At 71.5% G+C, this 12,432-nt stretch carries 13 protein-coding genes; 2 read left to right on the top strand and 11 right to left on the bottom strand.

Translation table 11 applies throughout. The features are described from left to right. Positions 1–2: 2 nt before the first annotated feature. The 7 genes from ACIQMJ_RS03730 to ACIQMJ_RS03700 all read right to left on the bottom strand — a co-directional run bounded on the left by ACIQMJ_RS03730 (position 3) and on the right by ACIQMJ_RS03700 (position 7,064). On the bottom strand, positions 3–608 hold the full coding sequence (locus ACIQMJ_RS03730) for a short chain dehydrogenase (protein ID WP_499759454.1): 606 nt from the start codon (positions 606–608) through the stop codon (positions 3–5). Further along, a complete protein-coding gene (locus ACIQMJ_RS03725) occupies positions 605–1,456 on the bottom strand; it encodes a helix-turn-helix domain-containing protein (RefSeq protein WP_499759453.1) in 852 nt (283 codons plus the stop codon). The genes ACIQMJ_RS03730 and ACIQMJ_RS03725 overlap by 4 nt, the downstream gene beginning before the upstream one ends. A 73-nt stretch (positions 1,457–1,529) precedes the next feature. Further along, positions 1,530–2,456: an alpha/beta fold hydrolase gene (locus ACIQMJ_RS03720; protein WP_499759452.1), complete on the bottom strand. Its 927-nt coding sequence runs from the start codon at positions 2,454–2,456 to the stop codon at positions 1,530–1,532. A gap of 8 nt (positions 2,457–2,464) precedes the next feature. Continuing rightward, a complete protein-coding gene (locus ACIQMJ_RS03715; protein WP_233824570.1) occupies positions 2,465–2,935 on the bottom strand; it encodes a phage holin family protein in 471 nt (156 codons plus the stop codon). A 60-nt stretch (positions 2,936–2,995) separates the two neighbouring features. Then, positions 2,996–4,192: a Na+/H+ antiporter NhaA gene (nhaA, locus tag ACIQMJ_RS03710; RefSeq protein ID WP_499759451.1), complete on the bottom strand. Its 1,197-nt coding sequence runs from the start codon at positions 4,190–4,192 to the stop codon at positions 2,996–2,998. A 123-nt stretch (positions 4,193–4,315) separates the two neighbouring features. Beyond that, on the bottom strand, positions 4,316–6,292 hold the full coding sequence (gene acs, locus ACIQMJ_RS03705) for an acetate--CoA ligase (RefSeq protein ID WP_499759450.1): 1,977 nt from the start codon (positions 6,290–6,292) through the stop codon (positions 4,316–4,318). A gap of 202 nt (positions 6,293–6,494) precedes the next feature. Beyond that, positions 6,495–7,064 carry a GNAT family N-acetyltransferase gene (locus tag ACIQMJ_RS03700; protein ID WP_499759449.1) on the bottom strand — a complete coding sequence of 190 codons (570 nt, stop codon included), beginning with the start codon at positions 7,062–7,064 and terminating at the stop codon, positions 6,495–6,497. A 91-nt stretch (positions 7,065–7,155) separates the two neighbouring features. Here ACIQMJ_RS03700 and ACIQMJ_RS03695 point away from each other — a divergent pair, with 91 nt between their 5' ends. After that, complete coding sequence (locus ACIQMJ_RS03695; protein ID WP_499759448.1) at positions 7,156–7,881, top strand: Fic family protein; 726 nt, start codon at positions 7,156–7,158, stop codon at positions 7,879–7,881. Positions 7,882–8,071: 190 nt separating this feature from the next. Here ACIQMJ_RS03695 and kynU read toward each other — a convergent pair whose 3' ends face one another. Both kynU and ACIQMJ_RS03685 read right to left on the bottom strand, forming a co-directional pair. Next, positions 8,072–9,193 (bottom strand): kynureninase, encoded by a 1,122-nt coding sequence (gene kynU / locus ACIQMJ_RS03690; RefSeq protein WP_499759447.1) that lies wholly within the window; start codon positions 9,191–9,193, stop codon positions 8,072–8,074. Further along, complete coding sequence (locus ACIQMJ_RS03685; RefSeq protein WP_499759446.1) at positions 9,190–10,008, bottom strand: tryptophan 2,3-dioxygenase; 819 nt, start codon at positions 10,006–10,008, stop codon at positions 9,190–9,192. Before ACIQMJ_RS03685 ends, kynU begins: the two co-directional genes overlap by 4 nt. 106 nt (positions 10,009–10,114) lie before the next feature. Between ACIQMJ_RS03685 and ACIQMJ_RS03680 the strand changes: the two genes are divergently transcribed. Next, positions 10,115–10,564 (top strand): Lrp/AsnC family transcriptional regulator, encoded by a 450-nt coding sequence (locus ACIQMJ_RS03680; protein WP_499759445.1) that lies wholly within the window; start codon positions 10,115–10,117, stop codon positions 10,562–10,564. Here the strand turns inward: ACIQMJ_RS03680 and murQ are convergent. Beyond that, a complete protein-coding gene (murQ, locus tag ACIQMJ_RS03675; RefSeq protein ID WP_499759444.1) occupies positions 10,533–11,468 on the bottom strand; it encodes an N-acetylmuramic acid 6-phosphate etherase in 936 nt (311 codons plus the stop codon). The genes ACIQMJ_RS03680 and murQ overlap by 32 nt on opposite strands. Continuing rightward, the gene (locus tag ACIQMJ_RS03670; protein ID WP_499759443.1) at positions 11,465–12,382 is read right to left on the bottom strand and encodes a MurR/RpiR family transcriptional regulator; all 918 of its coding nucleotides are present in this window, start codon (positions 12,380–12,382) and stop codon (positions 11,465–11,467) included. The genes murQ and ACIQMJ_RS03670 overlap by 4 nt, the downstream gene beginning before the upstream one ends. Positions 12,383–12,432: the final 50 nt, after the last annotated feature.

The raw sequence follows: 12,432 nt of genomic DNA, 5'->3' as shown, positions 1-12,432 counted from the left end.
GGTCAGCCGTAGGCGCGGATGACGCGCCCGGTGTCGGTGCCTTCGACGCAGTGCAGGTAGTGGTCGACCAGCTCGTCCACGGGCACCGGGCGCAGGCCGGGGAAGTGCTCGCCGAAGGCGTCGACGGAGTCGTCGGTGATCGTGGGGCTGACCACGTTGATCCGCATGCCGCGGGGCAGCTCGACCGCGGCCGACAGGGTGAAGCTGTGCAGGGCGCCGCTGATCACGCCGCCGCCGGTGACGTGCGGCCACGCGTGGTCGGCGAAGATGCCGGACGTCAGGGTGAACGAGGCGCCGTCGGAGCAGTGGTGCCGGCCGGTGAGGACCAGGTCGACCTGCCCGAAGAACTTGGCCCGCATGTTCTCGCGCAGGGCGTCCGACGTGAGCGTGCCGAACTCGTCCAGCTCGCCGTGCGCCGCGACGCTCACGACGCCGTCGACCGGTCCGACCTCGCGGTACATGACCTCGATCGTCGCGGGCGCGCTCAGGTCGACGTGGACGTCGCCCGAGGTGCGTGCCGCCACGACGACGTCGTGGCCCCGCGAGCGCAGCGCGGGCACCACCCGTCGCCCGATGGTGCCGCCGCCACCGACCACGATGATCCTCATCGCGCGTTCTCCTCGTGTGCCAGCAGGGTGAGCGCGTCGGCGTCGGGGGTGCCGGGACGCGCGTAGAACAGCCCGATCCGCTGGTCGTCGTCGGGCAGGGTGACCGTCTCGTTCGCCAGCCTCAGGCGACCGACGACGGGGTGGTCGAGTTCGCGCTCGTAGTACGAGCAGGTCCGGACCGGACGGCGCGCCCACATCCGCGCGAACTCCGGGCTGTCGACGGCGAGTCCGCCCACGAGCTGCGCCGGCACCGGGTCGGCCGGGTGCCGTGCGACCGCGTCGTGCAGGGCGGCGACGGTGACCAGCGCCTTGGCGGACCAGTCCCGGTACAACGCGCGGTGGTGCGGGTCGAGGAACAGCATCCGGGCGAGGTTCGGCCGGATCCGCGCGTCCGGGGCGTGGAAGTCGACGTGACCGGCCAGGAGGGCGTGACCGAGGCGGTTCCACGCGAGGACGTCGGTGCGGTGGTCGATCACGACCGCCGGCGTCGCGGGGAGGGCGGCGAGCAGTTCGCGGACCGACGGCCGGAGCTTGCTGCGGCGCGCTCGGGGACGGGTCGGTCGCCGGGGAGCGGCGAGGAGTCGCAGGTGCTCGTGCTCGGCCGGGTCGAGCCGCAGCGCCGCGGCCAGCGCGTCGATCACGGCGGGGGAAGCGCTGCCGCTGACGCCCTGTTCGAGGCGCGTGTAGTAGCCGACGCTGACCCCGGCCAGCTCGGCCAGCTCCTCCCGGCGCAGCCCCGGGACCCGCCGGTGGGTGACGCCGGACCCGATGCCCGCCGCGGCCGGCGTCAGGCGCTCGCGCCGGCTGCGCAGGAATCCCCCGAGGTCGTTCGCCGCTGTCCTGGTCACCCGACCATCGTCGCGCCGATCGCCGGGCGGTGCCTGCCCCGGACAGGGATACCCTGCTGCGCTCCCGGCGTGGTCAGACCTTGGCCAGGAATTCGGTGATCAGCCGGCTCGTCGTGTTCGGGGCCTCCTGGTGCGGGAAGTGGCCCAGTTCCGGCAGCACGTGGTAGGCCGAGCGGGCGCCCGTCCACAGGGTCGAGTCCGCGGCGGTCGACTCCAGGACGACCGGGTCCAGCGCGCCGTGCAGTTGCAGGACCGGGACGTCGAGCGTGCGGTCCACGGCTTCGGCGAAGCGGCGGCCGTCGCTGCGCAGCTGCGACCGCACCGCCCAGCGGTGGTACTCCATCGAGCTGTGCGCGACGCCCGGCACCAGGAACGCCTCCCGGTTGCGCCGCACCACCTCGTCGAACTCGGGCGACACCCTCCACTTCGGACCACCCCACGCGTGCAGCATCCCGGCGACGGCCGCGCCCCGGTCGCGGGTCAGCCACCGCTCCGGGTAGACCGGGAGCTGGGAGCGGAACAGGTGCGCGCTGGCCCGGCCCTGCCGGCGCGGGTGGCGGCGGATCGCGCGGCGCAGCGCCAGCGGGTGCGGCGCGGCCACGGCCGTCACCGAGTAGACCAGGCGCGAGTGCATGGCGGCGACCGTCCACGCCAGCATGCCGCCCCACGCGTGGCCGACGAGGTGCGCCCGCGGTTCGCCCAGCGCCTTCACCAGGCCCGCGACATCGCCCGCGAGCGTGAACCCGTCGTAGCCGCGCGGCGGTTTGTCCGAGTCGCCGTAGCCGCGCAGGTCCACGGCCACGGCCCGGTAGCCCGCCTCGGCGATCGTGACGAGCTGGTGCCGCCACGTCCACCAGAACTCCGGGAAACCGTGCAGCAGCAGCACGAGCGGGCCTTCACCGAGCTCGGCGACGTGCAGGCGGATGCCGTTCGCGGACACGTCCCGGTGCGCCCACGGGCCGGGCACCCGGGCGGTCGACGGGTCCGGTGGCAGCCGCACGGCGCGGCTCAGTGGCCTTCGCCGCGGTGCCGGAGTGCCGCGACGGTGTCCTTGGCCGAGTCGATGGTCCGCTGCGGCGCGCGCAGCTTCTTCACCTTCCGGTAGCCCAGCAGCGCGAACAGCACCGCGGTCAGGAGCATCAGCCCGAACACGATGAGGAACGCCGACCAGCGGGGCAGCCACACGTCGAGCAGCTCGGCGCCGAAGAAGAAAAAGAAGAACGAGCTGAACAGCAGCACCGTCAGCGCGACGATGAAGTAGACGCTGCCCTTGAGGCCCTTCTTGACCTCGCCCGCGACCTCGGACTTGGCGAGCTCGACCTCGGCCCTGACCAACGTGGACAGGTGGGCCGTGGCGTCGCGCACCAAGCCGCCGATGGACGTTTCCTCCGCGATCTTCGCCGCGCTCTCCGCGGTCAACGGGATCGACGGAACAGGTGGCAGTCCGCTGCCGTTGGTGTTCTCCCGAGCGCTGGTCACCGGCTCATCGTGCCATGCACGCCGCACCGGGGCCGCTCGACCGGCTGATCCGCCGCGGTTTCAGTCATCGGCGTCGGCGCGTTGGTGCGCCCGACTGCGCCGGACCAACAGGACCGCCGCCAGCAACGACGCCGTCAGCGACGCCAGCAGCACCGCCGCCTTGGCCTGCTGGGCGGCCACGTCCTCCAGCGCGAGCTCGGCGATCAGCAGGCTCACGGTGAACCCGACACCGCCCAGCATGGCCACCGCCACGATGTCCCTCGGCCCCGCGCCGCTCGGCCACTTCGCCGCCTTGACCAGCACCGCCACCGCGGACGCGCCGACGATCCCGACCACCTTGCCCACCACCAGGCCCAGCATCACGCCCAGCGCCAACCGGTCGGAGAACAGCGAGCCCAGCACCTCGCCGCTGACCGGCACGCCGGCCGCGAACAACGCGAACACCGGCACCGCCACGGCCGCCGACCACGGCTGCAACCGGTGTTCGAGCCGCAACGCCGGCGCTTCGTGCTCGTAGCGGTCCTTGCGCACCCGGGTCAGCAGCGCCAGCGCGACGCCCGCGATCGTGGCGTGCACGCCCGCCGCGTGCACGGCGACCCACGTGCCCACCGCGATCGGCACGTACAACCACGGCGTCGTCACCCGCTTGTGCTGGAGGAACGCGTACAGCGCCAGCAGCGCGAGCGCAGCCGCCGCCGCGACCAGGTCGAACGACGCGGTGAACAGCACCGCGATCAGCACGATCGCGCCCAGGTCGTCCACCACGGCCAGGCTGAGCAGGAACAGCCGCAGGCTGTTCGGCAGCCCCGACGCGGTGACCGCCAGCACGCCCAGCGCGAACGCGATGTCCGTGGCCACCGGGATCGCCCACGCCCGTTCGACGCCCGGCTGCCCCCAGCCGACGCCCAGCGCGATCACCGCGGGCACCACCATGCCGCCGACCGCGGCCACCACCGGCAGGATCGCCGCTTTGACGTCGTTCAGCTCGCCGATCACCAGCTCGCGCTTGAGCTCCAGCCCGGCGACGAAGAAGAAGATCGCGAGCAGCCCGTCCTTCGCCCAGTCGCCGACGCTCAGGCTCAGGTGCAGCGACTCCGGGCCGAGGTGGAAGTCGCGAACGGCGGTGTAGACACCGGAGAGCGGCGAGTTCGCCCAGATCAGCGCCACGGCGGTGGCGGCCAGCAGGATCATCCCGCCGACGGTCTCGGTGCGCAGGTAGCGGGCGAACTCGGCGGCGGCGCCACGCTTGTTGTTCAAGATCCACTCCGGTGGTTCGGCAACGACTCATCCTCGTGCCGACCAGGCTTCCCGGCTCACCGGGAACGACCCTAACCCACGGAGGGGCCCGCCGACGAACGGCGAGCCCCTCCGGGTGGAATGTCAGTCCTCGGACGCGCCCGACTTCAGGCCGTTGGAGATGAGGTCCATCACCGACGAGTCCGCGAGCGTGGTCACGTCGCCGACCTGCCGGTTCTCCGCCACGTCGCGCAGCAGGCGGCGCATGATCTTGCCCGAGCGGGTCTTCGGCAGCTCCGGCACGACCATGATCTGCCGCGGCTTCGCGATCGGGCCGATCTCCTTGGCCACGTGGTCGCGCAGCGCCTTGATCGCCTCCGCGCCGTCCGAGCCCTCGGCCACCCCGCCGCGCAGGATCACGAACGCCACGATGCCCTGGCCCGTGGTCGGGTCGGTCGCGCCGACCACCGCCGCCTCGGCCACCGTCGGGTGCGACACCAGCGCGGACTCGACCTCGGTGGTGGAGATGCGGTGCCCGGACACGTTCATCACGTCGTCCACCCGGCCCAGCAGCCAGATGTCGCCGTCGGCGTCGTACTTCGCGCCGTCACCGGCGAAGTAGTAGCCCTGCTCGGCGAACCGCGACCAGTACGTGTCGCGGTAGCGCTCGTCGTCGCCCCAGATGCCGCGCAGCATGCCCGGCCACGGCTGGTCGAGCACCAGGTAGCCGCCGCCACCGTGCGGGACCTCGTTGCCCTGGTCGTCGACGACCTTCGCGCCGATGCCGGGCAGCGGGCGCTGCGCCGAACCGGGCTTGGTGGACGTCGCGCCGGGCAGCGGCGAGATCATGATCGCGCCGGTCTCGGTCTGCCACCAGGTGTCCACGACGGGCGTCTTGCCCGCGCCGACGGTCTCCCGGTACCAGATCCACGCCTCCGGGTTGATCGGCTCGCCGACGCTGCCCAGCACGCGCAGGCTGGACAGGTCGTACTTGGCGGGGATGTCCGCGCCCCACTTCATGAACGTGCGGATCAGCGTCGGCGCGGTGTAGTAGATGGACACGCCGTACTTCTGCACGATCTCCCAGTGCCGGCCCTCGTGCGGGGTGTTGGGCGTGCCCTCGTAGACGACCTGCGTGACGCGGTTGGACAGCGGGCCGTACACGATGTAGCTGTGCCCGGTGACCCAGCCGATGTCGGCGGTGCACCAGTACACGTCGGTGTCCGGCTTGAGGTCGAACACGTTGTGGTGCGTGTACGACGCCTGGGTCAGGTAGCCGCCGGAGGTGTGCAGGATGCCCTTGGGGCGGCCCGTGGTGCCCGACGTGTAGAGGATGAACAGCGGGTGCTCGGAGTCGAACGCCTCCGGCGTGTGCTGGTCGGACTGGCGGTCCACCACGTCGTGCCACCAGACGTCGCGGCCCTCGGTCCACTCGACGTCGGTGTTCGTGCGCTTGACCACCAGCACGTGCTCGACGCTCTCGGCGTTGGCGACGGCCTCGTCCACGGCGGGCTTGAGCGCCGCCGGGTTGCCGCGCCGGTACTGGCCGTCGGTGGTGATCACCAGCTTGGCCCGCGAGTCCTCGATGCGGGTGCGCAGGGCCTCGGCCGAGAAGCCGCCGAACACCACGCTGTGCATCGCGCCGAGCCGCGCGCAGGCGAGCATCGCGAAGATGGCCTCGGGGACCATCGGCATGTAGATGGCGACCCGGTCCTCCGCGCCGACACCGAGCTCGACCAGCGCGTTCGCGGCCTTGGAGACCTCGCGCTGAAGGTCGGCGTAGGTGATGGCGCGGCTGTCGCCGGGCTCGCCCTCCCAGTGGATGGCGACCTGGTCGCCGTGGCCGGACTCGACGTGCCGGTCGACGCAGTTGTAGGCGACGTTGAGCTTGCCGCCGACGAACCACTTCGCGAACGGGGCGTTCGACCAGTCGAGGACCCGGTCCCACTTGGTGTCCCAGGACAGCCGCTCGGCCTGCTTCGCCCAGAACGCCTCGCGGTCGGCGTCCGCCTCCTCGTACAGCGCGGCCGTGGCGTTGGCCTGCGCGGCGAACTCCTCGCTGGGCGGGAACGTCCTGTTCTCCGTCAACAGGTTGTCCAGGGCGGCTTGCGGCTCTGTCATGGTGGGCGGACCTCCTGAATCCGTGGGGGTGCGCACTGACGGTAGTGCGATTCAGCTCACTGCGCACCCAAAAGGTTCAGACCAATTTCGGCCGAGTTCGAAACGCGTGGGTAACTGTGTAACCCGGTCCGAGCCCCGTGACCACCGCGATTGAGCCGAACGACACCTAGGTTGCGACCAGCGGCACCCGGCGTGACTCGCGTCACGTGGTGAGCTTGGCCTTCAGGTCCGGCCACTCGTCGGCGGTCATCGAGTACACCACGGTGTCGCGCAGTGTGCCGTCCGGTCTGATGCGGTGCACCCGGAGCACGCCCTCGCGGGTCGCGCCCAGCCGTTCGATCGCCTTCTGCGAGCGCTCGTTGCGCAGGTCGGTGTGCCAGCCGACGCGCAGCGCGCCCAAGTCCTCGAACGCGCGTTGCAGGAGCAGGAACTTGGCGTTGGTGTTGAGGGCGGTGCGCTGCCAGCGCGTGCCGATCCACGTGTGGCCGATGTAGAGGCCGCGGTTGTTCGGGTCGATCTCGTAGTACGACGTCGTGCCGGCGACCTCGTTGGTCCGAGGGTCGATCTGCGCCCAGGTCAGCCGGGTGGGGTCGGCCAGGCTGCGCTCGATGTACGCGCGCGTCTCCTCCAGCGTCGCCGGCTGGTGGGAGCTCAGCCAGCGCCAGACCTCCGGGTCCTTGCCCGCCTCGTGCAGGCCCTCCGCGTGGTCGGGGGAGAGCGGTTCGAGGCGGACGTGCCTGCCGATGAGCACCGGGCGGTCGTACCAGTTCATGCTTCGACGATAAATCGGTCAGTGGCTACTTTGCATAGCCATTTTCGATCCGTTTCAGATAGCCACTTACCGGCGGGTAGTGTGCTGCGGCGTGACCGATCCGCTTGCTCCGCTGCTCGACCTGCCCGGGGTGGCCGACGCCGTCGCCGCGGCGCGTGACGCCGTGTTCCAGGTGCACCGGCACCGGGTGAACCTGCGCGGCTGGGCGACCACCGCGGCCGAGGCGTCGGTGCGCGCCGCCCGCGCGTCCGCGGCGCTGGACGGCGGGCCGACCGCGATCCCGACGGACGGGACCGTGGCGGACCCGGTGCTGGCGGGCGCGCTGCGGGTGGCCGAGTCGTTGGGCGTGGTGTTCCCGACGTGGCAGCGGGCGCCGTTGCAGGCGTTGGCGCGGTTGCACGTGCTGGCGGGGGCGGATCTGGGCGGAGAGCTGGGCCGACCCCGTTCCGCTCCGGGCGTCGCGTCGCGGTTGGACCTGCTGGCGCAGCTGGTCACGGGCGGCACGTCCGTGCCGGGTCCGCTGCTGGTGGCGGTGGTGCACGGCGAGCTGATGTCGCTGGCCCCGTTCGACACGGCCAACGGCGTGGTGGCGCGGGCGGCGTCACGGCTGGCGTCCATCGCCACGGGCCTGGACCCGAAGTCGCTGGGCGTGCCGGAGGTGTTCTGCCTGCGCCGCCAGAACGACTACGCCGCCGCCCTGCACGGCTTCTCCACCGGCGACCCCGAGGGCATCACCCGCTGGCTGCTGTTCTACTGCGAAGCCCTCCAGGCCGGCTCCCGCGAAGCCCGCAGCATCGCCGACGCCGCCACCCCCTGACCGCGCGAGTCGAACGCTCAGGTCCCGCGTGTCGAACCTCCGCGTCCACCGTGTCGAACGTTCAGGACCCCCGAATTCGACGTTCGGAACGGCGAGGGCCGTCCTGGGTGTTGAACTCGGGGGTCCTGGAGGTTCGACTCTCGGGTCTTGAGCGTTCGACTCTCGGGACCTGGGCGTTCGACTCGCGGGGTTAGAGGAGTTCTTTCAGGGTGGCGGCGGCGCGGTCGGCGTCATCGAAGGTGTTGTAGAGCGGGGCGAAGCCGAAGCGCAGCAGGTCCGGTGGGCGGTGGTCGCCGATGACGTTGCGCTCGATCAGCTCGTCCATGATCCGCGACGCCTCCGGGTGCCGGAGCGAGACCTGGTGGCCGCGCCACTCGTCGGCCGGGGTGATGACCTCGACGCCCGGCAGGTCCTCGACCAACGACCGGAAGCGGGCGGTCAGCGCCAGGCCCTTCGCGCGCACGTCCGCGAGGTCGACCTGGTCCCAGACGTCCAGGGCGGCGTCCAGCGCGAGCATCGAGATGATGTCCGGGGTGCCCACCCGCGCCCGGGAGACGCCCGGGTCCGGCGTGTACTCCGGCGACATCGCGAACGGCACCTCGTGCCCCGTCCACCCCGTCAACGGCTGGTCGAACGTCGCCTGCGCGTGCTTCGGCACGTAGAGGAACGCGGGCGAGCCCGGCCCCCCGTTGAGGAACTTGTACGTGCACCCCACTGCCAAGTCGACGTCCAACGCGTCCAGCTCGATCGGCAGCACGCCCGCGCTGTGGCACAGGTCCCAGACGACCTTCGCGCCCACGGCGTGCGCCTGCTCGGTCAGCTTCGCCATGTCCAGCAACCGGCCCGTGCGGTAGTCGACGTGGTTGAGCAGCACGACCGCCGTCGTGTCGCGCAGGTCCAGCTCCTCCGGCGGCGCGGGCCGCAGCGCCAGGCCCGTCAGCTCCGCCACCGACCGGGCGATGTACCCGTCGGTCGGGAACGTCCCCTCGTCCACGACGATCTCCATGCGGTCGGTGTTGCGCACCGCCGCCATCAACGCCTTGAACAGGTTCACGCTGGTCGAGTCCGCGACCACGACCTGCCCCGGCTTCGCCCCGATCAGCCGGCCGATGCGGTTGCCGACCCGTTCCGGCGCCTCCCACCAGCCCTCCGACCAGCTGCGGATCAGCCGGCGGCCCCACTGCTCGCGCACCACGTGCTGCACGCGTTCGGCGACGGCCTTGGGCGGTGCGCCCAGGGAGTTCCCGTCCAGGTACACCACGTCGTCGTCGAGGTCGAACAGGTCGCGGATGTGCGCCAACCGGTCGTTCATACGTAGCTCCTGGCCGTCCACAGTTCGGGGAAGACGGAGCGTTGCGTGCGCTTCTCCAACCACGCAACCCCCGCGGAGCCACCGGTTCCGGTTTTCGCGCCCATCGAACGGCGGGTGGCCAGCAGGTGGTCGTAGCGCCAGCGGGCGAACTCCTCGGCGATGTCGGTCAGCGCCTCGCCCAGTTCCAGCAGGTCACGTGACCCGCTGCGGTAGATGTCCGCCCAGACGGCCTCCACCTCGGCGTTCGGCTCGTACGGTTGGCTGACGTCGCGTTCGAGCACCTCGGCCGGGATCGGCAGGCCCTGGCGGTGCAGCGCGGCGAGCACGTCGTCGTACAGGCTCGGCTCGTTCAGCAACCGCTCCAGTGCGTCGTGCTGCTCCGGCACGGCGCGGTGCGGCACGAGCATCGACCGCGACTTCTCGCCGAGCAGGAACTCCACCTCGCGGTACCGGCCGGACTGGAAGCCGGAGCCCTCGCCGAGGGCGTCGCGGAACGAGTTGAACTCGGCGGGCGTCATCCGGGCGATCGGTCGCCACGCCGCGTTGAGCGCCTGCATGTGCAGGTCGCTGCGGCGCAGGGTGCGGACCGCGGCGCGCAGGTCGTCGGCGCGCAGTTCGGTCTTGGCCTGCCGCCACTCGAAGCACAGCAGGCCGAAGTACAGCTCCATGACCTGCGTGATCACCAGGAACGACATCTCACGCGGGTCCTTGGACCACTGCTGTTGCAGCGAGTGCAGCACGGAGGCGTGCACGTAGTCCTCGTAGGGCGTCGTGCCGCCGAAGTCGAGTTTGGGTGATGAGACCGGGCAAGTCATGTTTCCATGATGACGGCGCGTTCGGCGTAGTTGAATGGGCAGCGGATGCTGATCTGCGGCCAAGTTCTCACGATCGAAAGGCTTCGATCGGAGTAGCTTTAGGTTCGTGAGCATCGAGCTGGACAACGTGGACTGGGCCCTGCTGGAGGCTCTTCAGGAGGACGCGCGGCTGTCGTACAACGAGCTGGCACGGCGCGTGCACGTGTCCCCGCCGACGGTCGCGCAACGCGTGCGCAGGCTGGAGAACGCGGGCGTCATCACGGGCTACCGCGCCACCGTGGACCCGACGGCGGTGGGACGTCCGGTGATCGCCCTGGTGCGGATGAAGTGCTACGGGCCGCGGTGCATCACGGTGCACCCGGAGCTGCTCGACGACTGCCCCGAGGTGGTGGAGGTGGTGCGGCTGACCGGCGACATCTGCTCGGTGGTGAAGGTCGTGACCACGTCGATCAGCGAGTTGGAGCGGTTGCTGGTGCGGCTGGGCGGCTACGGCGAGACGTCCAGCGCGATGGTGCTGTCGACGCCTATCCCGTGGCGCCCGGTGTCAGCTGGTTGAGCGCCATCCGGACGTGCCCCTCGGTGCGTTCCAGGACTTCCGCGGCGAGCGCGGCCGGCGCACCGGACAGCAGGTGCACCAGCGCCACCTTCAGGTCACCGCCCGCGTCGGCCAGCGCCGTCGTGCACTCCTGCTCGCCCAGGCCGGTCGCCTCGCGCAGGATGCGCACCGTGCGGCCGCGCAGCTTGGCGTTGGTCGCGCGCATCGACACCATCAGGTTCGAGTACGTGCGGCCGAGCCGGACCATCACCGCGGTCGAGAACGACGTCAGCACCAGCTTCTGCGACGAGCCCGCCTTCATCCGGGTCGACCCCGCGATCGCCTCCGGGCCGGTGTCGACCGCGATCAGCACGTCCACCTCGACCGGGGCGGGGGCGGTCGGGTTGTTGGACACCAGCACGGTGTGCGCGCCGAGCGCGCGGGCCTCCTCCAGCGCGGCCATCACGAACGGCGTGCGGCCCGACGCCGTGACGCCGACGACCAGGTCGCCCGCCGCCGCGTGCTTGCGGATCTCGGCGGCGCCGTCCGACGCCTGGTCCTCCACGTCCTCCACCGCGTTGACCAGGGCGTCCCGGCCGCCCGCGTGGTGGGCGAGGAACCAGTCCGGCGGCGCGTTGAACGTCGGCACCAGCTCGGCGGCGTCGAGCGTGGCCAGCCGGCCCGACGTGCCCGCGCCGACGTAGTGCACGCGGCCACCGGAGCGCAGCGCGCCCACGGCGAGGTCCGCGGCACGGGCCAGCTCGGGCAGCACCGCGGCCACCGCGTCGGGGACCAGGTGGTCCTCGGTGTTGATCAGCCGCAGCACGTCCAGCGTGGAGAGCCGGTCGATGTCCTGCGTCCGCGGGTTCCTGGCTTCGGTGGGGGAGTCCACGCGGACCGCGACACCGTCCCGGGGCGGCGTCATTTACCGGACTCCCGGCGTCGCCTGCCATCCGGTCGCGCGCCGAGGCGGTGCCCCGACACCGCGTCGTACGTCGCCTCCAGCGCGGTCTTGGCGCTGTCCACGTGCCGCTGAGCGATCCCGATGAACAGGCAGTCGATCACCGTGAGCTGGGCGATCCGGCTGGCCATCGCGCCCGAGCGGAACGTGGTCTCGCGCGCCGCCGTGGTCAGCACGTGGTCGGCGACCTCGCTGATCGGCGAGCGCGGGAAATTCGTCAGCGCCACCGTGGTCGCGCCGTGGTCCTTGGCCACCCGCAGCGCCTCGACGGTCTCGGAGGTGGAGCCGGTGTGCGATATCCCGACCGCCACGTCCGCCCCGGTGAGCACGGCGGCCGACGTGAGCGCGATGTGCGTGTCGTTCCAGGCGAAGCAGGTCCGCCCGATCCGGTGCAGCTTCTGCTGCAGGTCGAACGCCACGAACGCGCTCGCCCCGAACCCGTAGACGTCCACCCGGCCCGCGCCGGCGACCGCCTCGACGACCGCTTCGAGCGTCTCCACGTTCAGCTGCTCGGCCGTCTCCTCGACCGCCCGCGCGTCCGCGAACGCCACCTTGCCGACGACCTGGCGCAGGTCGTCGCCGGGGCCGATGTCGCCGCCGAGGTCCCGGTCGGGGCGCATGGACGTGCGGGCCGTGTCGGCGGCCAGCGCTATGCGCAGCTCCGGGTACCCGCCGACGCCGATGGCCTTGCAGAACCGGGTCACCGTGGTCTCGCTGGTGCCCGCGGCCTCGGCGACCTCGGTGATGCTGCGGTGGGCGACGGTCGCCGGGTTGTCCAGCACGACCTTGGCGACCCGCTGCTCCGCGCGGGCCAGGCCCGGCAGGAGCGAGCGGATCTTCACCAGGGGACTGGAGTCGGCGGAGCTATCGGTGGACACGTGGGAAACTTACTAACCGCTCCAACGATGGTCAACGCAGGGTGGGGGTA

This window comes from Actinosynnema sp. NPDC091369 (assembly GCF_044757065.1).
GTDB lineage: Bacteria > Actinomycetota > Actinomycetes > Mycobacteriales > Pseudonocardiaceae > Actinosynnema.
Note: the sequence above shows the minus strand (reverse complement) of the source record. Positions and strands in the feature narration are given on the sequence as shown.

Bases quoted from the DNA above. Each gene is read 5' to 3' on its own strand.
- ACIQMJ_RS03730 (WP_499759454.1), bottom strand. From the start codon at position 608: ATGAGGATCATCGTGGTCGGTGGCGGCGGCACCATCGGGCGACGGGTG.
- acs (WP_499759450.1), bottom strand. From the start codon at position 6,292: ATGACAGAGCCGCAAGCCGCCCTGGACAACCTGTTGACGGAGAACAGG.
- ACIQMJ_RS03700 (WP_499759449.1), bottom strand. From the start codon at position 7,064: ATGAACTGGTACGACCGCCCGGTGCTCATCGGCAGGCACGTCCGCCTC.
- kynU (WP_499759447.1), bottom strand. From the start codon at position 9,193: ATGAACGACCGGTTGGCGCACATCCGCGACCTGTTCGACCTCGACGAC.
- ACIQMJ_RS03685 (WP_499759446.1), bottom strand. From the start codon at position 10,008: ATGACTTGCCCGGTCTCATCACCCAAACTCGACTTCGGCGGCACGACG.
- murQ (WP_499759444.1), bottom strand. From the start codon at position 11,468: ATGACGCCGCCCCGGGACGGTGTCGCGGTCCGCGTGGACTCCCCCACC.